The sequence below is a fragment of the Rubrobacter sp. M3-4 genome, from assembly GCF_059772285.1.
In genome coordinates, this window is the sequence record NZ_JCBAJP010000010.1 from 77,242 (window position 1) to 97,144 (window position 19,903).

The 19,903-nt window shown below is 64.8% G+C and carries 19 protein-coding genes and 1 tRNA gene; 10 read left to right on the forward strand and 10 right to left on the reverse strand.

The window, feature by feature from the left end; all coding sequences use genetic code 11:
• The first annotated feature begins 8 nt into the window (after window positions 1-8).
• The 7 genes from AC6EKW_RS11695 to AC6EKW_RS11725 all read left to right on the forward strand — a co-directional run bounded on the left by AC6EKW_RS11695 (window position 9) and on the right by AC6EKW_RS11725 (window position 7,573).
• Complete coding sequence (locus AC6EKW_RS11695) at window positions 9-974, forward strand: lysylphosphatidylglycerol synthase transmembrane domain-containing protein (RefSeq protein ID WP_273888459.1); 966 nt, start codon at window positions 9-11, stop codon at window positions 972-974.
• An 84-nt stretch (window positions 975-1,058) separates the two neighbouring features.
• Complete coding sequence (locus tag AC6EKW_RS11700) at window positions 1,059-3,137, forward strand: DNA topoisomerase I (protein WP_273888460.1); 2,079 nt, start codon at window positions 1,059-1,061, stop codon at window positions 3,135-3,137.
• Window positions 3,138-3,325: 188 nt separating this feature from the next.
• Window positions 3,326-4,066 (forward strand): gamma-glutamyl-gamma-aminobutyrate hydrolase family protein, encoded by a 741-nt coding sequence (locus AC6EKW_RS11705; protein ID WP_498514472.1) that lies wholly within the window; start codon window positions 3,326-3,328, stop codon window positions 4,064-4,066.
• Window positions 4,039-4,683: a dTMP kinase gene (tmk, locus tag AC6EKW_RS11710; protein WP_273888462.1), complete on the forward strand. Its 645-nt coding sequence runs from the start codon at window positions 4,039-4,041 to the stop codon at window positions 4,681-4,683. The genes AC6EKW_RS11705 and tmk overlap by 28 nt, the downstream gene beginning before the upstream one ends.
• 4 nt (window positions 4,684-4,687) lie before the next feature.
• A complete protein-coding gene (locus AC6EKW_RS11715) occupies window positions 4,688-5,761 on the forward strand; it encodes a DNA polymerase III subunit (RefSeq protein WP_498514473.1) in 1,074 nt (357 codons plus the stop codon).
• Window positions 5,755-6,612 (forward strand): regulatory iron-sulfur-containing complex subunit RicT, encoded by an 858-nt coding sequence (gene ricT, locus AC6EKW_RS11720; RefSeq protein WP_273888553.1) that lies wholly within the window; start codon window positions 5,755-5,757, stop codon window positions 6,610-6,612. Before AC6EKW_RS11715 ends, ricT begins: the two co-directional genes overlap by 7 nt.
• Complete coding sequence (locus tag AC6EKW_RS11725) at window positions 6,605-7,573, forward strand: P1 family peptidase (protein WP_498514474.1); 969 nt, start codon at window positions 6,605-6,607, stop codon at window positions 7,571-7,573. Before ricT ends, AC6EKW_RS11725 begins: the two co-directional genes overlap by 8 nt.
• Here the strand turns inward: AC6EKW_RS11725 and AC6EKW_RS11730 are convergent.
• Window positions 7,567-8,115: a septal ring lytic transglycosylase RlpA family protein gene (locus AC6EKW_RS11730; RefSeq protein WP_498514475.1), complete on the reverse strand. Its 549-nt coding sequence runs from the start codon at window positions 8,113-8,115 to the stop codon at window positions 7,567-7,569. The genes AC6EKW_RS11725 and AC6EKW_RS11730 overlap by 7 nt on opposite strands.
• A gap of 312 nt (window positions 8,116-8,427) precedes the next feature.
• Here AC6EKW_RS11730 and AC6EKW_RS11735 point away from each other — a divergent pair, with 312 nt between their 5' ends.
• Entirely contained in the window at window positions 8,428-9,069 is a 642-nt protein-coding gene (locus AC6EKW_RS11735; protein ID WP_498514476.1) for a MerR family transcriptional regulator, read from the forward strand.
• A gap of 54 nt (window positions 9,070-9,123) precedes the next feature.
• On the opposite strand, the gene AC6EKW_RS11740 is transcribed toward AC6EKW_RS11735, so the two are convergent.
• Genes AC6EKW_RS11740 through AC6EKW_RS11750 form a run of 3 tightly spaced genes read right to left on the reverse strand, consistent with a single transcriptional unit; the run spans window position 9,124 to window position 11,908 of the window.
• Window positions 9,124-10,170 carry an NAD(P)-dependent alcohol dehydrogenase gene (locus AC6EKW_RS11740; RefSeq protein ID WP_498514477.1) on the reverse strand — a complete coding sequence of 349 codons (1,047 nt, stop codon included), beginning with the start codon at window positions 10,168-10,170 and terminating at the stop codon, window positions 9,124-9,126.
• The gene (locus AC6EKW_RS11745) at window positions 10,167-10,871 is read right to left on the reverse strand and encodes an iron-sulfur cluster assembly protein (RefSeq protein WP_498514478.1); all 705 of its coding nucleotides are present in this window, start codon (window positions 10,869-10,871) and stop codon (window positions 10,167-10,169) included. The genes AC6EKW_RS11740 and AC6EKW_RS11745 overlap by 4 nt, the downstream gene beginning before the upstream one ends.
• Window positions 10,868-11,908: an amidohydrolase family protein gene (locus AC6EKW_RS11750; RefSeq protein WP_498514479.1), complete on the reverse strand. Its 1,041-nt coding sequence runs from the start codon at window positions 11,906-11,908 to the stop codon at window positions 10,868-10,870. Before AC6EKW_RS11750 ends, AC6EKW_RS11745 begins: the two co-directional genes overlap by 4 nt.
• A 238-nt stretch (window positions 11,909-12,146) precedes the next feature.
• Between AC6EKW_RS11750 and AC6EKW_RS11755 the strand changes: the two genes are divergently transcribed.
• Both AC6EKW_RS11755 and AC6EKW_RS11760 read left to right on the forward strand, forming a co-directional pair.
• Window positions 12,147-12,923, forward strand: coding sequence for an IclR family transcriptional regulator (locus tag AC6EKW_RS11755; protein WP_498514480.1), 777 nt, complete (start codon window positions 12,147-12,149; stop codon window positions 12,921-12,923).
• Window positions 12,924-12,981: 58 nt separating this feature from the next.
• Window positions 12,982-13,054: transfer RNA gene (locus AC6EKW_RS11760), tRNA-Thr, on the forward strand.
• A 90-nt stretch (window positions 13,055-13,144) separates the two neighbouring features.
• Here AC6EKW_RS11760 and AC6EKW_RS11765 read toward each other — a convergent pair.
• The 6 genes from AC6EKW_RS11765 to AC6EKW_RS11790 all read right to left on the reverse strand — a co-directional run bounded on the left by AC6EKW_RS11765 (window position 13,145) and on the right by AC6EKW_RS11790 (window position 19,774).
• A complete protein-coding gene (locus AC6EKW_RS11765) occupies window positions 13,145-16,522 on the reverse strand; it encodes a pyruvate carboxylase (RefSeq protein ID WP_498514481.1) in 3,378 nt (1,125 codons plus the stop codon).
• 139 nt (window positions 16,523-16,661) lie between these two features.
• Entirely contained in the window at window positions 16,662-16,883 is a 222-nt protein-coding gene (locus tag AC6EKW_RS11770) for a dodecin (RefSeq protein ID WP_273888506.1), read from the reverse strand.
• A 104-nt stretch (window positions 16,884-16,987) separates the two neighbouring features.
• Window positions 16,988-18,067, reverse strand: coding sequence for an epoxyqueuosine reductase (locus AC6EKW_RS11775; protein ID WP_498514482.1), 1,080 nt, complete (start codon window positions 18,065-18,067; stop codon window positions 16,988-16,990).
• Between the two features lie 94 nt (window positions 18,068-18,161).
• Complete coding sequence (locus AC6EKW_RS11780) at window positions 18,162-18,362, reverse strand: tautomerase family protein (protein WP_498514483.1); 201 nt, start codon at window positions 18,360-18,362, stop codon at window positions 18,162-18,164.
• A 16-nt stretch (window positions 18,363-18,378) separates the two neighbouring features.
• Window positions 18,379-19,443, reverse strand: coding sequence for an alcohol dehydrogenase (locus AC6EKW_RS11785; RefSeq protein ID WP_273888510.1), 1,065 nt, complete (start codon window positions 19,441-19,443; stop codon window positions 18,379-18,381).
• Between the two features lie 13 nt (window positions 19,444-19,456).
• Window positions 19,457-19,774 carry a luciferase domain-containing protein gene (locus AC6EKW_RS11790; RefSeq protein ID WP_498514484.1) on the reverse strand — a complete coding sequence of 106 codons (318 nt, stop codon included), beginning with the start codon at window positions 19,772-19,774 and terminating at the stop codon, window positions 19,457-19,459.
• Window positions 19,775-19,903: the final 129 nt, after the last annotated feature.

Sequence of the window (19,903 nt, forward strand, 5' to 3'; positions counted from 1 at the left end):
GTGGGTGGGTGAACCGCATCAAGCGCAACCTCGCGCTCGCGCTGAGCTTCGCGGTCGCGGTCTATCTGGCGCTCGCGGTCTACTCGGGGTTGGGCGACTTCGAGTCGGCGCTAGGGCGGTTCCGGTGGTCGCTCCTGCCGGCGATCCTGGGGCTCGTGCTCCTCTCTTACGTGGGGCGTTTCGTCCGCTGGAGGTACTATCTGGGCGTCATCGGGGTGGAGGTGCCGCTGGCAGCGAACGTGGCCATCTTCGCCTCCGGGCTCTCCATGGCGATCTCGCCGGGCAAGCTCGGGGAGGTGCTCAAGAGCGCCTTCATCCGGCAGGTGAACGGCACCCCGATAGCCCGCACCGCCCCGGCGGTCGTGGCCGAGCGGGCGACGGACGGGACCGGGATGGTGCTGTGGGGGCTGCTCGGCGCTCTCTCGTTCAGCTTCGGTCCGGAGGTTCTGCTCCTGTTTCTGGCGGTGGCCGTCGTGGGGATCGCGGTGCTGAGATCCGAGAGGCTCTCGCTGGTCGCCGAGCGTATCCTGAGCCGGCTCCCGCTGCTCGACCGGCTCGCGCCGCACGTGAGGGTGTTTCACGGAGCTTCGAGCGAGCTTCTGGGGCTGCGGCCTCTGGTGGCAGGGACGGGGATCTCCTTCGTATCCTGGGGATTCGAGTGTTCCGCGGTCTATCTCTGTTCGGTGGCGCTCGGTGTGCAGCGGCCTTTTCTGATGGTGGTCTTCATCTTCGCGGTGAGCTCGCTCGTCGGGGTGGGGAGCATGCTGCCTGGAGGTATCGGGGCCGCGGAGGCCGGTCTTACGGGGATGTTCGACGGGCTGGCCGGGCTCCCGGCCGGGCTCGCGGTCGCGCTCACCTTCCTCATCCGGCTCGCCACGCTCTGGTTCGCCACCCTCATCGGGATCGTCGGTCTTTTCGTCGTGCGGGCTTTCGTCGGGGGGGAAGCAGGGTTGAGCGCGGCCCGCAAGCGCTGATAGACTTCCCCGGGCGTGGGGGTGTGAACGCGCGTTCTTCGCCCCGGCGCATCGTATTCGTGTTGTGTTATAAACAGGATCAAGATGCGATTAATAATCTCTGAGAAGGCGAATGCGGCCAGGAAGATAGCTTCGTTTCTGGCCGAGGGCAAGGTAAAGGACGGCAAGCACCGCAGCGTGCCCTACCACTCCTTCGAGTGGAAGGGCGAAGAGTGCGTCTCGGTCGGGCTCAAAGGGCACGTGCTCAACCCGGAGTACCCCGAGGAGTACTCGAACTGGCAGAAGGTCGAGCCGCGCGAGCTGATAGACGCCAGGATCCTCAAGTCCGTCTCCGAGAAGGGCGTGGCCGAGGCGATAAAGTCGCTGGCTAAGAAGGCCGACAGGATCGTCATCGCCACCGACTTCGACCGGGAGGGCGAGCTCATCGGGGTGGAGGCGCTCACGCTCGCGCTCGACGCCAACCCGAAGCTGGTCGACAACGTGGAGCGGGCGCGCTTCTCGGCGCTCACCAGGGGGGAGGTGACGCGTGCCTTCGAGGATCTTGTGGAGGTCTCGCACGAACTCGCCGCCGCGGGCGAGGCCCGCCAGGACATAGACCTCATCTGGGGCGCGACCCTCACCCGCTGGGTCTCCAGGGCGGTGAAGCGCTACGGGAGCGCCTTCCTCTCGGTGGGGAGGGTGCAGTCCCCGACGTTGGTCTTGATCGCCGAGCGGGAGCTGGAGCGCCGGGCGTTCGTCCCCGAGCCCTACTGGGAGATAGAGGCGCTGCTCGAGAACGGCGAGCGGTTCACCGCCCGCCACGCCGCCGGGCGCTTCAAGGAGGAGGATGCAGCCCGGGCCGCGCACGCGAACCTCACCGACGAGGCGGTCGTCACGAACGTCGAGCAGCGCTCCGCCAGCCGCCCGGCCCCGGCTCCGTTCAACACGACGGCCTTCCTCTCGGCGGCGGCGAACCTGGGGATCGGACCCTCACGTGCGGCGCGCATCGCGGAGGATCTCTACACCGAGGGGTACATCTCCTACCCGCGCACGGACAACACCGTCTATCCGGAGTCACTCGATCTGCGCGAGGTCGTGGATTTCCTGCGCGGGGTGGAGGGTGTGGCGCCTTACGCCGAGAAGCTCTCCGGACAGAAGCGCTTCACCCCGACCCGCGGCAGGCGGCAGACCACCGACCACCCCCCGATCTACCCGACTGGACCCGCCCGCAAGGGTGATCTGCGGGACGATCAGTGGAAGATCTACCAGCTCGTGGTGAGGAGGTTTCTGGCGACCCTCTCCGGACCGGCGCAGACGCTGCGCACCACGCTGCGCTTCGAGTCCGGTGGGGAGCCCCTCATCGCCCGCGGTACGGTCCTCACCGAGGAGGGGTGGCTCGGGGTCTACCCCTACGGGCGCAGGCCGGACGAGGAGCTTCCAGCGCTCGAAGAGGGGCAGCGGGTGCGGCTCGTCGAGGCCGAGGTGCTCTCGAAGCAGACCCAGCCGCCGGGACGCTACGGGCAGGGGCGTCTCATAAGGGTGATGGAGGATCTCGGGCTCGGCACGAAGGCCACCCGGCCGGCGATAATCCAGAACCTCTACGACAGGGGCTACATCCACGGTGATCCGATAGTCCCGACGGAGACCGGGATGGCGGTGGCGCGGGCGCTCAAGCAGTTCGCTTCGGAGATAGCCTCGCACGAGATGACCGCCGAGCTGGAGAGGAGCATGGACGCGATCTCCGAGGGCCGGGTCGAGAAGGAGTCCGTGGTGGACGCCTCGCGCGAGGTGCTGCGCCGGGTCTACGATCACCTGACGAGCCAGGAGGAGAAGTTCGCGGACATCGTCTGGGAGGGCATCCGCGGGGACGAGACGCTCGGACCCTGTCCGGTCTGCGGTCGCAACCTGAAGATAAGGCGCAACCGCAAGAGCGGCAAGCGCTTCGCCGGCTGCGAGGGGTACCCGGAGTGCCGCACGACCTTCCCGCTCCCCCAGAAGGGGGACATCATCCCTCTGGGGACGCTCTGCGACGCCTGCGGTGCCCCGGAGATAAAGGTCATCGGCAAGCGTCGTCCGTGGACCACCTGCATAAACATGGACTGCCCGAAGAAACGCGAGAACGGAAAGGGTGAGGAGCGATCGCGAGAGGCAGCGAAGGAAGAGCTGGAGAAGTCCACCACATAAGCCACCGGGTGGACCTTCGGGAACGCCCCGCTCCTTACAGAGTTTCTCCTCCCGGACGTGCCTGCGCCGCTGGATACGTGCTCCTGGCGGTCCTATCCGCTCTAGTCTGCTACGCCGCGACGCTGTAGGCCATCATGGGGACGCGGACGGCTCATCGGAGGCGAATTGAATCAGACCCGGTAATCGGCGTGAGCGCGACGCTCAAGGACGACACGGAGACGGTGGCGGAGCGTCCGCTCGGGCGCTTCGTGCGGGCTGACCTGGACTACGTGCAGAGCGTGGTGGAGGCCGGAGGGGTGCCGGTGGTGCTGCCTCCCGTCGTCGGCCGTGGTGCCGTGGACGCGCTTTTGGGCGGGATCGACGGCTTGCTCCTCTCGGGGGGCAGCGACCTCGATCCCTCTCACTACGGGGAAGAGAGGATGCCCGAGACGGGCACGACGCTCCCCGAGCGTGACGCTTTCGAGCTCGCGCTCGCCGGGCGGGCGCTGGAGGCGGGGCTGCCCGTGCTCGGCATCTGCCGGGGGCTGCAGGTGCTGAACGTGCTGCTCGGCGGCAGCCTTTACCAGGATCTTCACGCTCAGTTCGGCGAAGGGGTGCTCGAGCACAGGCAGAAAGAGCCGAAGTGGGTTCCGGCGCATGAGGTCGAGATCGCCGGTGAATCCCTTCTCGGGAGGATACTCGGTAAGGAGCGGCTCGCGGTCAACTCGTACCATCACCAGGCCGTGAAGGAGGTCGCCGGGGATCTGCAGGTGAGCGCGCGCTCTCCCGACGGTGTGGTAGAAGCCCTCGAGTGGCGCGACGGTTCCCGCTGGGTCTTGGGTATCCAGTGGCACGCCGAGGCCATGCGGGAGGCGTGGCCGGAGCAACGTCGGCTTTTCTCCGCTTTCGTCGAGGCGGCCGGGTGTGGATCCGGCAGGCGGGCGGCCTAGAAGAGGGGGCAGGGCTGTTCGTCACCGTAGAAGGCGCCGACTTCTCGGGGAAGTCGACGCTGGCGAGGTTCCTCAGGAACCACTTCCCGCAGGCTCATTTCACCCGGGAGCCCGGGGGGACCCCAACGGCCGAGCGTATCCGGGAGGTGTTGCTCGACCCCCACCTCGAGATGGACCCCTGGACCGAGGCTTACCTCTACGCGGCGGCGCGCGCGGACCACACCAGGCGTGAGATACTGCCCCGCCTCGGACGGGGTCAGCTCGTCGTCTGCGAGCGGTATCTCGACTCCAGCATCGCATACCAGGGATACGGCCGGGGGTTAGGCGCCGACGCCGTGCGACAGATCAACGCCCGCGCGGTCGATGACCTCGTCCCGGACGTGACCTTCTACCTTCGTGTCGAAGAGGACGAGAGGATGGAACGTGCCCGGCGTGCCGGCCTTCCGCCGGACAGGATCGAACGTCTGGGGGAAGGGTTCATGAGACGGGTCGTCGAGGGATTCGAGGAGATCGCCCGCTCCGAGCCCGGACGCGTCGTCACGCTCGACGGCCGCAGGGAGCCGGCGCACCTCGTCACCGTCGTGAGGGAGGAGATCCTGCGGCGCTATACTCCGTAGGAGGATGGATCCTATCTTCGATGGTGTGATCGGCAACCCGGGTGTCCGGCGGCTGCTCAGCGGTGCGCTTCAGAGCGGGGACGTCTCTCACGCCTATCTCTTCTACGGGCCACGAGGCGTCGGGAAGCGTACCGTGGCGCGCAGGTTCGCCGCCGCTCTTGTGGCGGGGGATGACCCCGTGGCCAGGGAGCGGGTCTTGCGCGGGCACCACCCGGATGTGGTCGAGGTGGTGCCGGAGGGGACGTTCACCACCATAGGGCAGGTTCGACACGTGATCCGCGGAGCCTCGAGCCGGCCGTTCGAGGGTCTGCGGCGCGTCTTCCTGCTTCGCGCGGACACGCTCAACCTGCAGGCCGCAAACGCCCTGCTCAAAACCCTCGAAGAGCCCGAGGGAGAGACGGTCTTCATACTGCTCTCGACCTCCCGGGAGGAGGTGCTCCCGACGGTAGCCTCCAGAGCCCGTGGGGTACGCTTCGATCCCGTCCCGGTTCCCGAGGTTGAGCGGTTCCTCGCAGAGCGGGGGGTCGAAAACCCGGCGCTCGCCGCCTCGCTGGGGAGGGGGAGCGTGGGGCGTTCACTGCGTTATGCGGATGAGGGGATGATGCTGCTCAGGGATGCCGCTCTCGAGGCCGCTTTCGACCTCTCTTCCGGGGTGGGGGGTGTGCTCCGGCATGCGGAGGCCATGGCGGATCGTGCGGAGGGGGTTGGAGAGGGAAAGGAGCGGGATTTCCTCGAAGCGGCCCGAGAGCAGGACCGACGCACCAGGGATGACGCGCGCCGCGCCGGACGGGCGGCGCGGGAGGAGGCGACGGAGGAGGCGCTCGACCTCCTGAAGCTTGCCTATCGTGACGCCGCGGTTACGGCCGCGGGGGCACCGGAGCTGGTCGCGAACGTGGACCGCAGAGACAAAATAGAGGATGTCGTGGCGAGCTTCCCGGGAGCCGACTGGGTCGGGGCCGCCCGGGAGGTGGACGAAGGGCTTTCGGCGCTGGCGTATAATGCCTCTCCAGAGGCTGTACTGGAGGTGGTGCTATCGAGAGCGCGGCAGAAGATCCTGGAACCCTCCCGCGGCTGGTAGACGTCAGACTACCCGGCTGGAGCGTCACGCGACTCTGCTACGCACATGACCTCGACCTCAGGGTCGGCTACAGGGTCGTCGTCGACACCGAGGTGGGGCCGCTGCTCGGCCGGGTCGCTCTCACCCCGCGCCGCCGGGAGCCGTACACCACGCCCTACGAGATAATCCGGGTCGCCACCGAGGAGGACGAGCGGGTCGAGGACCGTCACAGGGAACTCGGCCGGGAGGTGCGCGTCGAGGCCGAGAAGCTGGCCCGCGATCACCGTATTCAGGGGGTAAGGTTCATCGGGTGTGACCTCACGCTCGATGAGTCCTACATCGAGGTGAAGTACCAGTCCGACGGCAGGCCCGACCTGCGTCCCGTACAGGCCGGGCTGGAGCGGAAGTACGGGGCCAGCGTCTCGCTCAAGCGCTACACGTTCATCGAGCGCTCCGGGCGGGCCGGCGGGTGCGATACCTGCGGGCTACCGCTGTGCTGCGCGACCTGGAGCGGGGCCAGGAGCCTCGGGCCCGTGAACCCTCGCCTCGCCCGCCAGCAGGGCGTAACGCCGAACGAGAAGATCATCGGCTGCTGCGGCGAGGTGAAGTGCTGCATGCGCTACGAGCACGAGGTCTACAAGGAGTTCAAACAGCGGGCTCCCTTCAAGAACACCATGGTCAGGCTCGGGAAGCGCGAGGGTAAGGTCGTGGACTACTCGATGGTGAAAGACGCCGTCTTCGTCCGCTTCGAGCCGCAGGTGAAACCCGAGCTCGTCCCGCTCGGCCGTCTCGCCCGGGACAACCCCGGCGTGCGGCCCGCGGATCCCGAGGAGTGGGGGCTGTCGTCGAAGGACGAGGAGCCCGGTGGCTGACGACCTCTGCGACGTGCCCGGCGTGAGGGTGGGGCACGCGACGGATGCGGAGGGCGTGACCGGCTGCACGGCGATCCTCTTCGACCGTCCGGCCACGGTGGGAGTGGACGTGCGCGGAGCCTCACCGGGCACCCGGGAGACGGATTCTCTGAGCCCGACCGGACGGGTCGGGGAGGTGCACGGGTTGCTTCTGACCGGCGGGAGCGCCCTGGGCCTCGCGGCCGCCGACGGGGTGGTCGGGTTTCTCCTGGAGCGGGGGGTCGGGCTGGACGTGGGGGTGGCACGGGTGCCGATCGTGCCGGCGGCGGTGATCTTCGACCTCACGATCGGCGCGCACGATGCCTACCCAGACCGCACGATGGGTTACGAGGCGGCTCGCTCTGCCACGCGCGAGGGTTTCGAGCAGGGTAGCGTCGGGGCGGGAACCGGGGCGAGCGTCGGCAAGGTCCTGGGGCCGGACCGGGCGATGAAGGGTGGGTTGGGCAGCGCCTCGATCTCCCTCGAGGACGGCCTAATCGTCGGAGCCCTGGCCGTCGTGAACGCCCTGGGGGACGTGCGTGATCCGCAGGATGGACTGCGCATCGTCGCCGGACCCCGGCTGGAGGACGGTACGCTCGGGGACAGCGTGGAGCTTTTGCCCGGTGCGGCCTCGCGCCTGCGCTGGGGTGAGAACACGACGCTTGGCGTCGTTGCGACCAACGCTCGCCTGACGAAGCCCCAGGCGACCCGCGTGGCCCGGATGGCCCACGACGGGCTCGCCCGCACGGTCTACCCCGTGCATACTTCGGTGGACGGGGACACCGTCTTCGCAGCTTCCGTGGGGGAGGTAGAGGCCTCGTCGGACGTCGTCGGGGCGGCAGGAGCGCTGGCTCTGGCCCTGGCGATCGTGCGGGCCGTGAGGGAGGCCAGGAGCCTGGCCGGGCTTCCCGCCGCCTGCGACCTTGCCGGTCCGGGTCAGTAGTAGAGTGCCTGCCCGACCCTTATGTAGTCCGGGTTCGCGAGGCCGTTGTACCGCGCGAGGTAGCCGACAGAGACGCCGAGGTAGGCCGCGATGGACGTGAGCGTGTCCCCCGGCCTCACCGTATAAGTCCGGCCGGTCGCCGACTCCTGAGGGTATGCCGTCTGGGACTGCGGATAGCTGATGATCGAGTAATCCACGTAGGCGACGCCGGGACGGATCAGACCCAGAGACTGCGCCGCGGCCTGCGAGAGATCGAGCGCCCTCGCTCCCACGTACGGGCCCCGGTCGTTTATCGTCACCTCCACCGAGCGTCCGCCCATGCTCACCACGAGCCTCGTCCCGAGCGGCAGCGTCCTGCTCGCCGCGGTGTACGCGTAGGCATCGTAGGGCTCACCGCTCGCCGTCGGTCTCCCGTAGAAGCCGGGACCGTACCAGGAGGCGAGCACACCCGTCGCGTGGGCCGGCTCGGAGTGTACCGCCGTGAAACCGCAGAGGAGCAGCAGAAACCAGAAAACCCTCACGGAGATAAACCTCAGGTTCAACTCATCCCCCTCCATGCTGAAATCTGAAACGTCGTCAGCGAACCTGAATCGCCGCTTCAACGAGTACGGAGTATCGGGCGCACGCAGCTCGTTTTCAACACCCGTAGCACGATTTTCAGCGGGTGAGAAAACCACTCTACGCACCAGAGATCGGATCACCGACAGATAATCACCACAAGATATTGGAAACATGGATAGTAAAGCTTATTGTGAGGTGCAGTATTGCGTGATGATACGTCGGTCATCACGTGTTAGAGTTTCTTACGGCTTGAAGGGTCTGTGAAAATATCTCGGTGATAAGCGGGAGGGGGCTTGTCTTACTCTGTCGAAGAGGTTGCGGAGCTGCTGGGGATTCCGCGGCCGACGCTCTACCGTTACCTCAGGGAATATTCGATACCGCACATGCGGCGAGCCGGGAGGATCGAGGTATCGGAGGAGGGTCTCGAGAGGGTTCGGGTGGTCAGGGAGCTCCACATGGAGGGGATGGGGACGGAGGCGGTGAAGAGGATGTTGAGGCATCCGCTTCCGGACCCGGAGGAGTTCCGGGAGGAGAACGGGCGGCTGCTCGAAGCAATGCGGGAGATGCGGGAGAGCCTGGAACGGGTGAACGAGGCGTTCTCCCGGGAGACCACAGGCACCCTGCTTGCGCGGCAGAGCCTGCTCGTCTCGGCCCTCTACGACCTCAACGAGGCGCTCGGCGTGAGAGAGGGAGCGGGCGGCCGGCGCGGGGTTCTGGATGCTCTGGAGGCCGAGGTGGCGGAACAGCGGGAGGCGCTGGAGAAGGTGGAGCGGCGCCTGGAGGAGGTCGTCCGGGGCCTGGAGGCCAACACCGCCGCCGTGGCGGAGTTCGGGCGTACGCTGGAGGCGATCTGTGAGATGACCCGGTACGTGACGAGCGTAGCCTCGCTGTTGAAGAACGACATCCTGCTGAACGGGGTCGGGGAGCGCTCATGAGAAAGGAGCACGTCTTTCTGGACGTGCTCCGCGCTTCACCGGTACCGGGGAACATCAGGGGATCAAGATACCTCTCCCCTGCAGGCGTCCCTCGTTGAGGTCGGCTATGGCGGAGTTCACCTCTTCCAGGGGGTAGGTTTTGGTGTGCAGCTTCACCTTGCCCTGGGCGGTGAGCTCCATCAGCTCGGCCAGGTCGTTGTAGGTGCCGACGAGGTTGCCCACGATGCTGCGCTCGGTGGAGATGATGTCTATGGTTGGTACCTCGACCACCCCGCCGTAGCCGACGACGAAGTGGGACCCTCCCTGACGGGTCATCTTCCAGGCGTCCTTCTCGGCGCCCCTCTCCCCGACGAAGTCGATGACGACCTCCGCGCCACCGTCGGTCATCTCGAGCACCTTCTCCACGTAGCCGTCTTCTACCCTTACCGTCTCATCCGCGCCTATCTCTTTTGCAAGAGATAGCGCCTTCTCGGAGGGGTCGACCACGATCACCCCGGCGGGGGTGAGCGCTTTGAGGGTCTGGATGCCGATGTGCCCGAGACCTCCTGAGCCTATCACGACCACGTGGGTGCCGGGGTAGAGCAGGGGGGCGGCCTTCTTCACCGCGTGGTAGGCGGTGAGGCCCGCGTCGGCGAGCGCGGCTATGTCCCTGGGGTGCAGGCTCGGGTCGAGCTTGACGACCGAGCGGGCGCTGGTCTTCAGGTACTCGGCGAAGCCCCCGTCGGTGGAGAGCCCGGGGAAGGCGGCGTTCTCGCAGTGCATGTCGTCGCCGGCCCGGCACGCCCGGCACAACCCGCAGGTTATCAGGGGGTGGACGATGACCGTGTCTCCGGGCTGGACGTTGGTGACCGCCGAGCCCACCTCCTCGACCCAGCCGGCGTTCTCGTGGCCCGGGATGTACGGCAGGAGGGTGCCGTCGGGATCCTGGATGGGTTTCCACTGGCCCTCGATGATGTGCAGGTCGGTGCGGCAGAGCCCTGCGGCCCCGATGCGTACGATCACGTCGAAGGGGCCCTCTACCCTGGGATCCTCGACCTCCTCCACCTTCAGGGGCTTCGTACCTATCTTTTCATCGTACTCGTGCAGCCGGGCTGCCTTCATGCGCTGCTCTTCTCCTTTCTCCCGTACCTCGCTTGGAGCAGATCACTGCACAGCGCGCCGTTGCTCTCCAGGCTTATCCTGGTCAGGCGCGCCTTCCTCAGGTGCTCGACCACGGCTTCCTCGGGGACGGGATCCCCGCTCGCGCTCAAGAGGAGCGGGGAAGAGGGGGAGAGGTCGAACCCGAGCTCCCTCCTGCGCTCCAGGTATACCTCGAGCTCCGGGCAGGGTGGGACGTCGCCGAGGCGCATGTGCGCAAGCTCCCGCGGGCTTGTGCCCCGGGAGAGCAGGGTGCGGCAGAGGATCTCCTGGCGACGGACGAAGGCTTTCTTGCGGAAGGTCTCGCGTACGGCGTCCAGGTCCTCCCCGGTCGTCTCGTCGGAGAAGGAGGCCATCGCCCGGTCGAAGCCCTCGTCCCTCTCCACCCCACGGCTTATCTCCTGGGCGACGTGGAACTCCTCGAGGACGACCTCGACCCGCTCCACCCGCGGCAGCGAGATGAGCGCCCTCTTGGCGTCCTCGGCCATGATGTAGGCGAAGTTGGGCGAGCAGAAGTAGGTGGGGAGCCTGAGCCTCAGGCGGACCGTTCCTTCATCCCGCTCTACGTGCGAGACGAACCCGAGGTTGGTGATCGGCTCGTCCAGTTCGGGGTCCCGGACGCCCGAGAGGGCGTCCAGGACCTCCGATTCCCGAATCTCGCTCACGGCGCGACGGGCTCGGCGTCGCTCCCAACAGGACCGGTGCCCGAGTGAGCGCCCTTTAGCTTCAGCTCCTCCGGTACCTCTATGCCGTAGAGCCCGGCCAGGTTGAGCCCCAGGATCTTCTTCTTTATCTCCGGGGTGAGCGTGCCGTACTCGCCCTGCATGTCCTCCGGTATCTGGAAGTCCACGAACTCCTCTATGAGCCACTTGGGCTGCCAGATGGCGTAGTCGCTGCCGAAAGTGATCCTGTCCTCCCCCAGCCAGTACAGCAGCTCCCCGATGATCTGGGCGAAGTAGCGCGGCCGGGTGTGGATGAACGGAATGGCCACCGCGAGCCCCCCGTAGACGTTGGGCTCCTGCGTCCCGATCCAGCAGAAGTCCTCCAGCCTCGGCAGCCCCACGTGCTCGACGATGAAGTTGAGGTCGGTGAACTCAGAGGCCACGTCGTCCACGTCGGCCACGTCGAAGGCGTCACGATTGAGAGGCCGGATCGTCGGGCCCTTGTGAACGTGGATGTTCTTTATCCCCAGCTCGACACATTTCTCCAGATAACGTTTGGCCCAGTCGTCCTTGAGGCTCCAACCCTTCGAGCGCCCCTTCCACTCCGCCGTGTAGAGCTTGACGCCCTTGAGGTTGTACCTCTCCGCGAGCCGCTCCAGCTCCCTGAGCCCCTCCTCGCCGTCTCTGGGGTCGAAAGCACCGTTGACGATGAACTTGTCCGGGTACTTCTCCGCCAGCACCCCGTCCTGCTCGGTGGTGTTGAACCCGTTCTTGTAGAAGTCCGTGAGGTAGGTCGGCTGGAAGATCGCCTTGTCGTCGTAGCCCACCTCGAAGAGATCGTGCAGGATCCTCTCCTCAGAGTACTTGTAGAACTCCTCTATGGGCCACTTGTACTCTTCGGGGCTCAGCGCCGTCTGGTAGTCGTGGAAGCACTCGATGAACTGCTGGCCGTGGACGTTGCGCCAGTTCTGCGGACTGCCGTCCCAGAAGTGGACGTGCCCGTCCACCACGAAGTACTTCTCACCATCCTTCTCGTACACCACTCCTCCTTTCTTGCTTTCTTTGAGCCGAATATATATTCCGGAAGATGTCAATCAAGTTGCAAGCGGAGCGTTTTCTAATATTGTGCGAAAATCATTCGTGCCGGGGGCTTGGTCGACGTGTGTGGGGTAGATTATCCTGCAGGAAAGGGGGTAAGTGGTCTTGGTCTTTGAGGCTGCACCTCAAAACAGGCTGGGAAGCAGAGGAGCCGGGGGTGGGTTCCGGGGGGCCCGGAGGATGTTCGAGATCCTCGACTTCGTGAGTCGCAGGGAGAGGGTGACCGCGAAGGTGATCGCCCGCGAGCTCGACGTCAGCCTCTCGACCTGCTACCGGTTGCTCGGGATCCTGGTGGATGAAGGATACCTGGAGAAGCTGCCGCGTTGCGGCGGCTACAGGCTCGGGCCGGCCATACCCCTTCTCTACGGACGTGCCACCGGGAGGTTTCTGGAGACCTCCGTGGAGCCGGTCATAGAGGAGCTGGCCATGAGGAGCGGGCGCCACGCTTACCTGGGAGTTCTCGACGGTGGACAGGTGACCGTGGCGCAGGTAAAGTCCCCGCCGGAGAGCCCTCCGGTGGGTGTGGTTCGGGGCTTTCACGGCGCCTCGCATGCTCTGGCTCTCGGAAAGGTGCTCATAGCCGGGGCGGGACCGGATGGCATAGAAGAGTACGTCGAGTGCTACGGGCTGGAGAAATTCACCCCCAGGACCATAACCGAGAAGCGCCATCTGGAGGACCACCTGCGGGGCGTGATGGTCCGGGGGCTGGCCATCGACGTGGAAGAGTTCGCGGAAAACCTTTGCTGCATAGCCGTACCGATACTGGACCGGGACGGCCGTACCCGGGGAGCGATCGGCATCTCCACCTCCGCTCGACGCTTCGACAGCGAACTCAGGGCTCTGGCTCCCATGGTGAGGCGTGCCGCCCGGGAAGCCTCCGATATTCTCGAAGAACAAAACCGGCCGATGCGGGGTGTTCTGGCAGATAAGGTGCAGCAGAAGCCGCCGCGGGGATGAGGGAGGGGGGAGTTTCGACACATCGGCCGAGGTGCGATATACTCGCACCCCGCAAGGTGCCGACGTAGCTCAGCTGGTAGAGCAGCTCACTCGTAATGAGCAGGTCAGCGGTTCGAGTCCGCTCGTCGGCTCTTTATTTTTGTCTTCAGCCAGCCTTCAACGTCAAGCTCCAGAGCGGACGAGGCGCTCGGAGACGGGTTTGCTCTTCTGTGAGGACCGCATCAGGTTTCGAGTACGACGAGAAGATCCCCTGGTTCGACGTTCGTTCCGGAGGTGACGGCGAGCCGCGCTATCCTCCCTCCCGATGGCGCCCTTATGGCGCTCTCCATCTTCATGGCTTCGATCGCGCCTATCTGTTCTCCTTCTTTTATGTTCTGCCCTTGTTCGACCATGATCGTCACCACCCCGGTCATGGTGGCGGCGATGTGGCACGGATTGGATGGATCGGCCTTCTCGCGCACCGGCGTCTCGGGCTTGAGTGAGCGGTCCTGCGCATCTACGGGCCGACTCTGACCGTTCAGAGTAATGTGGAGGGTCCTTATGCCACGCTCGTCGGGTTCTGTTATGGCTTCCAGCTGGATGTAGAGCCTTACACCGGGCTCGAGATCCACGGATAGCTCCTTCGCCGGTTCCAGCCCGTAGAGGAACGCTTTCGTGGGGACTACCGAGACGTCACCGTAGCGTTCCTGGGCTCGTTCGTACTCCCGGGCTGGCCCCGGAAGCATCAGGTGGCTGAGTGCCGAGCGGCGATCCCCGTCTTCGAGAGCGGCCCGGCTCTCCTCGGGGAGCTTCGTCTCGGAAGAGACCGGATCTCTCCCTTCGAGCGCCCGCGAACGCAAGGGCTCCGGCCATCCGCCGGGAGGTTTGCCGAGATCTCCACGCAGAAATCCTATGACGCTCTCCGGAAGATCGTAAGAGGCTGGATCTCTGGCAAAATCGTCCGGGTCTATGTTCGCAGAGAGCAGGTAAAGGGCCAGATCTCCCACCACCTTGCTCGTAGGGGTTACCTTCACCAGCCTCCCCAGTATCTTGTCACAGCGCTCGTAGTATCTTTCCACTTCCTCGAAGCGATCCCCGAGCCCCAGCGCTATCGCCTGCTGACGCAGGTTGGAGAGCTGCCCGCCGGGGATCTCGTGCCGGTAGAGCGTTCCGGTGGGGGAACGCAGACCCGCTTCGAAGGGTGCGTACAGGGTACGCACCGCTTCCCAGTAAGGCTCCAGGTCTCCCAGGGATTCGAGCGAGAGTCCGGTGGCCCTCTCGGTATGATCCGTGGCCGCTACGATGGCGGCGAGGTTGGGCTGGCTGGTCATGCCAGACATGGGAGCGGCTGCTCCGTCTACGGCATCCACTCCTGCTTCTATGGCCGCAAGATAGGTGGCCAGTTGTCCGCCCGATGTGTCGTGCGTGTGCAGGTGAACGGGTAGCTCGAACTCCCGACGCAGGGCCGCAACCAGTTTGCGCGCTGCGGGAGCGCGGAGGAGGCCGGCCATGTCCTTTATGCACAGTATGTGAGCTCCGCTTTCGACCAGCTCTTGCGCCACCCTGAGGTAATAATCGAGGGTGTAGAGCCTCTCGCCCGGGTCGGAGAGATCCGCCGTATAACAGAGGCACCCTTCCACCAGAGCCCCGGCCTCCAGTACCGCGTCGATCGCCGCCCTCATCTGCGAAACGTCGTTGTTGGCGTCGAATATGCGAAAGATGTCCAGTCCGGTGGCGTGGGCTTCTTCGACGAAGGCTCTGATGACGTCTTTGGGATAGCGAGTGTAACCGACTATGTTCTGCCCCCTGAGAAGCATCTGCAGGCAGATGTTCGGTATCGCCTCCCGCAGACGGGCCAGCCTCTCCCATGGATCTTCGTGCAGAAACCTGAGCGCCACGTCGAAAGTCGCCCCACCCCATACCTCACAGGAGAGGAGCTCCGGCATGAGCCGGGATACGTGAGGCGCCGCGGCGAGTATGTCGAAGGTGCGCATCCGGGTGGCGAAGAGCGATTGGTGCGCATCACGCATGGTGGTGTCGGTCACCAGAAGCGTGGGCGTGTCGCGCAGCCAGCGGGCGAATCCTTCCGGACCGAGCCGCTGCAGGCGCTGGCGTGATCCCGGTGGCGTCTCTCCCTCCGGGAGCGGAGGCAGCTTGATACGCGGGTCGGGTGTGTCGGGCGGTTCGCCGTGGGGCCGGTTGACGGTCACGTCCGCGAGCAGATCCAGAAGACGGCTGGCGCGGTCCTGTCCCGTGGAGACCGTGGTGAGGTGCGGCCTCTCGTCGATGAAGGATGTGCTCAAACGACCCGCGAGAAAGTCGGGGTCCTTGAGGACCGCTCTCAGAAAAGCCGTGTTGGTAGCCACGCCCCTCACGCGGAACTCGGCCAGAGCACGCCTGGCCCTGCGGGACGCGGTCAGCAGATCCGCTCCACGGGCCGTGAGCTTGGCCAGAAGGGAGTCGAAGTAGGGGCTGATCTCGGCTCCCGCGTAGGTCCCCGCATCGTCCAGACGTATGCCAGCCCCACCGGGCGTCCTGTAAGCAGAGACTTTGCCGGTGTCCGGCCTGAAGCCCTGCGCCGGATCTTCCGTAGTGATGCGGCACTGCAGGGCCACCCCACGCTGCACGATCTTCTCCTGGACGAGCCCGATCTCTTCGAGCGTCTCCCCACCGGCCAGGCGCAGCTGGGCACTCACTATGTCTACATCGGTGGTCTCTTCGGTGACGGTGTGCTCGACCTGTATCCTGGGGTTCATCTCGATGAAGGCGTATCTCCCGTCCTCACCGAGGAGGAACTCCACCGTCCCCGCCCCTCTGTAGCCGACCGTCCGCCCGAAACGTACCGCATCCTCGCACAGCCTCTCGCGCAGCTCCGGGGACAGGTTCGGCGCAGGCGCCATCTCGAGCACCTTCTGGTGTCGCCTCTGCACCGAGCAGTCACGCTCGAAGAGGTGGATCACCTCGCCGGTGGCGTCCCCGAGGATCTGTACCTCTATGTGTCGGGGGCGCTCCAGGGCTTGTTCCAGAAAGATCGTCGGGTTGCCGAACGCAGCCTCTGCCTCCCGCATGGCGGTATTTACGGCTCCCGGCAGATCGGCGGGATCCCTGACCGTGCGCAGTCCCCTACCTCCACCCCCGCCAGCGGCCTTCACGAAGACCGGATAACCTATCTCTTCGGCCGCGGCGAGAGCCTCCTCCGGCCCCGCAACGGCCTCTGAAGCCTCGAGCACCGGAATGCCCGCTCGGCGTGCTGCGTGACGCGCCCGCAGCTTGTCGCCGGTGAGCTCGAGCACATCAGCGGGAGGACCCACGAACACTATCCCCGCTTCCTCGCACGCTCTGGCGAATTTGGCGCTCTCGGAGAGGAATCCATACCCGGGGTAGATCGCGTCCGCACCGACCTGGAGAGCAGTCTGAACCAGAACCTCGATATCCAGATAGGCCCTTACCGGATGGCCGGGTTCGCCGATCTCGTACGCCTCGTCCGCCTTCTGACGGTGCAGGGAGCTGCGGTCGTCCGGGGTGTAGACGGCGACCGTGCGGATACCCAGCTCGTAGGCCGCCCGGAAGGCCCGGATGGCGATCTCGCCTCGGTTGGCAACGAGTAACTTTTTTATCATGGTCTTGATACCTTGCTCCTGCCTGTACAGAGGATCGAGAAGGACCCTCTACGAACATCTACGGTCTTCCCGGGCCCGCGGCGGCATGCGGTCTGCCCGGGGCACGACGCTCCGTTGTACGCGCCGAACCCGCGACGACTCAAGGACTTTCTTCTACCTCGGATCCGATCTCTAGCGTGATCTGAAACTCGATCCTGCCGTCATCGACACGGCCGCGTTGTTCGACGACCTCGAACCACCGTACGTGGTGGATGGTTCTCCGGGCGCGCTCGAGCGCCCTGGCGATCGCATCCTCGAAGCTGACCTCGGAAGTGCCGACCACCTCTGTCTTCTGGTAGAGTTTGTTGCCGTCTGCGGACATCGTCCCGGTTCACCTCTTTCTCTTCGGGTCTGCTTGGTTCCATTCTACATATTCGGGCACCTGTTGCCCTGCTATCAAAGCGTTGTTCACACGATGATCCGGGCCTACTTCATGTCGCTTTCTTCCAGCGCCCGGCGAGCTTCGTTCCTGACCCGGGGGTCGGGGTCCCTGAGCAACCCCTCTACCTCGGCTACGCCGCCCAAACGGACCAGCGCCTCGGCTGCTGTCGCACGTACCAACGGGCTCGCATCCTGCGCTGCCACCTCCACCAGCGGCAGGTGGTCCGTGTTTCCCGTGTTCGCCAGCAGGACCAACGCGTTGCGGGCCAGGCGTGCACGCCCCGCTCGTTCGAAGGGGCTGCCCGCGTACATGCGGGCGAATTCGCCTTCGGAGGAGGTCAGCAGGTTGATGAGATCGGGGTGCGCAAGGTCGGAGTCGGCATGAAATCCTTCCCAGAACCAACCCGCTCTTTCAGCCTTCCAATTCCAGGGACAGACGTCCTGGCAGACATCGCAGCCGAACAACCAGTCGCCGATCGAGGACCATAATTCGACGGGGATGAGTCCTTCATGACGTGTCGTCCAGTAGGAGATACATAGGTTCAGGTCAACCCTCCTGTCGCCCAGTAAGGCACCAGTAGGGCAGGAAGAGACGCACCTCCTGCAGCTGCCGCACCTGTCGGGGTGCTGGGGAGGGAGAGAGACAGGTACATCCGTCAGGAGGCAGGCGAGAGTAACGCGGGTACCGAGCATCTGACTGTTGGGCATCGCGTTGCGGCCTCGCCAGAAAAGCCCTGAGCGGATGGCGTAGAGGTTGACCGGCAGCGGCCCCTGATCCACATAGTCCCGCGTGCGCAGCCCGAGTTGGCTGGCGAGATCCTTCAGCGCCTCGATGTGTGGCTCCAGGAGACGTTTCAGGAAGAATGGATCTGGTTCCCTCACCCAGAACTTTCGCGCTACACGTCCGATCCTGAGGCCGTCGGAAGGTTTGCCGGGATCCGGATAGGCGTGGGGAGCAGCGAGCACCATGACGCTCTTCGCCCAGCCGAACCGCATGTTGGGTGTCAGCCGCACCTCGAGTGCCCGCCCCAGGTTCCCGATCCCGGCATGTCTTCTCTCCCGTATCCAGCGCTGATAACTGAGCTTCCATTCGTCGGGGAGCTCTATCGGGGTCCAGGAGACCACGAACCCGCGCTCTTCCGCTGCGGCTTGCAGCTTGCGAGCCTCCGCTGATTGGGGGTGGGGGGCGACAGGAAGAAGTTGTATTCTCCCGGGCCGTCTAGTCATCCTCAGCGCTTTGTTCTTCCAGAAGCCCCTCTATGGTGTGTGTACGGGGGACCTCCGAGAAGAACAGCCGCAGCCTCCCCGGAGGAGTTCCGAGAACCTCCTGGAATATCTCCAGTGCTCTGCGTGCAAAGGCTCGCCTGCTCTCGATTTTCAGCTCGTCTTCCGCGGAGTGGATAACCTCGACCATCGGCATTTGCGTCCTCCTTCATTCATTCCGGCTGTATAAGGACCTTATGCACCCCGTCCTCCTTGTCCGCGAACACACGAAACGCCTCATCCGCCTGAGCAAGCGTGAAGCGGTGGGTGAAGAGCTTTGAGACGTCTACGACCCCTTCCGACAGCAGACGCGCCGCTTCCCACATATAAGGCTGGACGTTGGCGAAGCCGTTCATGTGCAGCGAGATGTCTCGCAAGAATACGTCGGAGAGGTTGAGGTTGAATCGATCCGCGGTGAAGACTCCGATCGCAGCCACCGTGCCGCCGGGACGGACGAGGTCTAGAGCCAATTGCAGGCTCTCGGGGCTGCCCACCACCTCTATGACTTTGTCCACACCACGGCCCTCGGTTGCCTCTCTGATCTCTTCGACGCCTTCGCCTCCTGGCTCGAACCCTTCCACTCCGAAGCGCTTTTGGATGTACTCCCTCCGGTGGGCAACGGGTTCGAAGGCAAAGACCTTCCCCGGTCCACGCTTCAACGCCAGCTCCAGGGACATGATGCCCGTGGGTCCCAATCCCACCACCGCGACAGTCTCTCCAGGCTGGATATCCGCCAGGCGGTTGGCGATCAGGGCCGAGGGCAGGTTGCAGGAGAGTGTGAGTACCTCATCGTCCGCGAGCCCTTCTGGCACCTTCAAGGCGTGAGCGTCGGCATGGGGTATGACCAGGTATTCTGCCTGAGTCCCGTTGAGGGCACCGAAGGCCGTGCCGAACCCATAGACCGCCTTCTGGGTGGTCTCACAGTGCGCGGTCTGACCGACACGGCACATGTAGCACTCTCCGCAGGAGGCGGAGTAAGCCATGGTTACCGGGTCTCCTGGGTCGAAGTCGCCTACCTCATCGCCGACCTCGATCACTTCCCCGGAGAGCTCGTGGCCTATGCGTGATTTGCCACGTTCCATTATCCCGTCGAGAGATCCCCGGTAGATGTGCAGGTCCGAGCCGCAGATAGAAGTCGCCTTCACCTTCACCAGCATCTCGTGCGGGGCGTTTATCCGGGGTTCTTCAACATCGTCGATTCTGATGTCCCTCGGCCCGTAGTAAACGGCTGCTTTCACACCAGCTCCTCCTTTACCAGGCGCTGTCAGGCAGCACCATGTCCTCGACACGTCCCTGGGCATGCCAGTAAGCGGCTTCCACTATCTTTTGGATGACCCTCAACTCTTTTTTATCTCTGGGAGCGTAGACGATCATGCTCTGGGGCGGTAACGCACCCGCCATATAGCGGGCGAGTGGATGTATGGTGGCCCATCCCTTGTCCAGAACTTTTTGTCCCCACCCGGGATCCAGACTTAGCTGAACACTCCCTTCCTCTCTGACGATGGAAAACTCCCGACCCGCTATGAACGCTTCAGGTTTGCCTTTGGCCAGCTCCTCTTCCAGAACCAACGCATCTGCAGGTAGCGAGAACTCGGTGGGACGTACGCTCACACCTTCGAGCTTGCCGGCCCAGGCAAGAAAAGCTTCTCTCATCGCGGGGGGAGCGGTGTCGTCTAACTGAAGGCACGGATAAAGGTT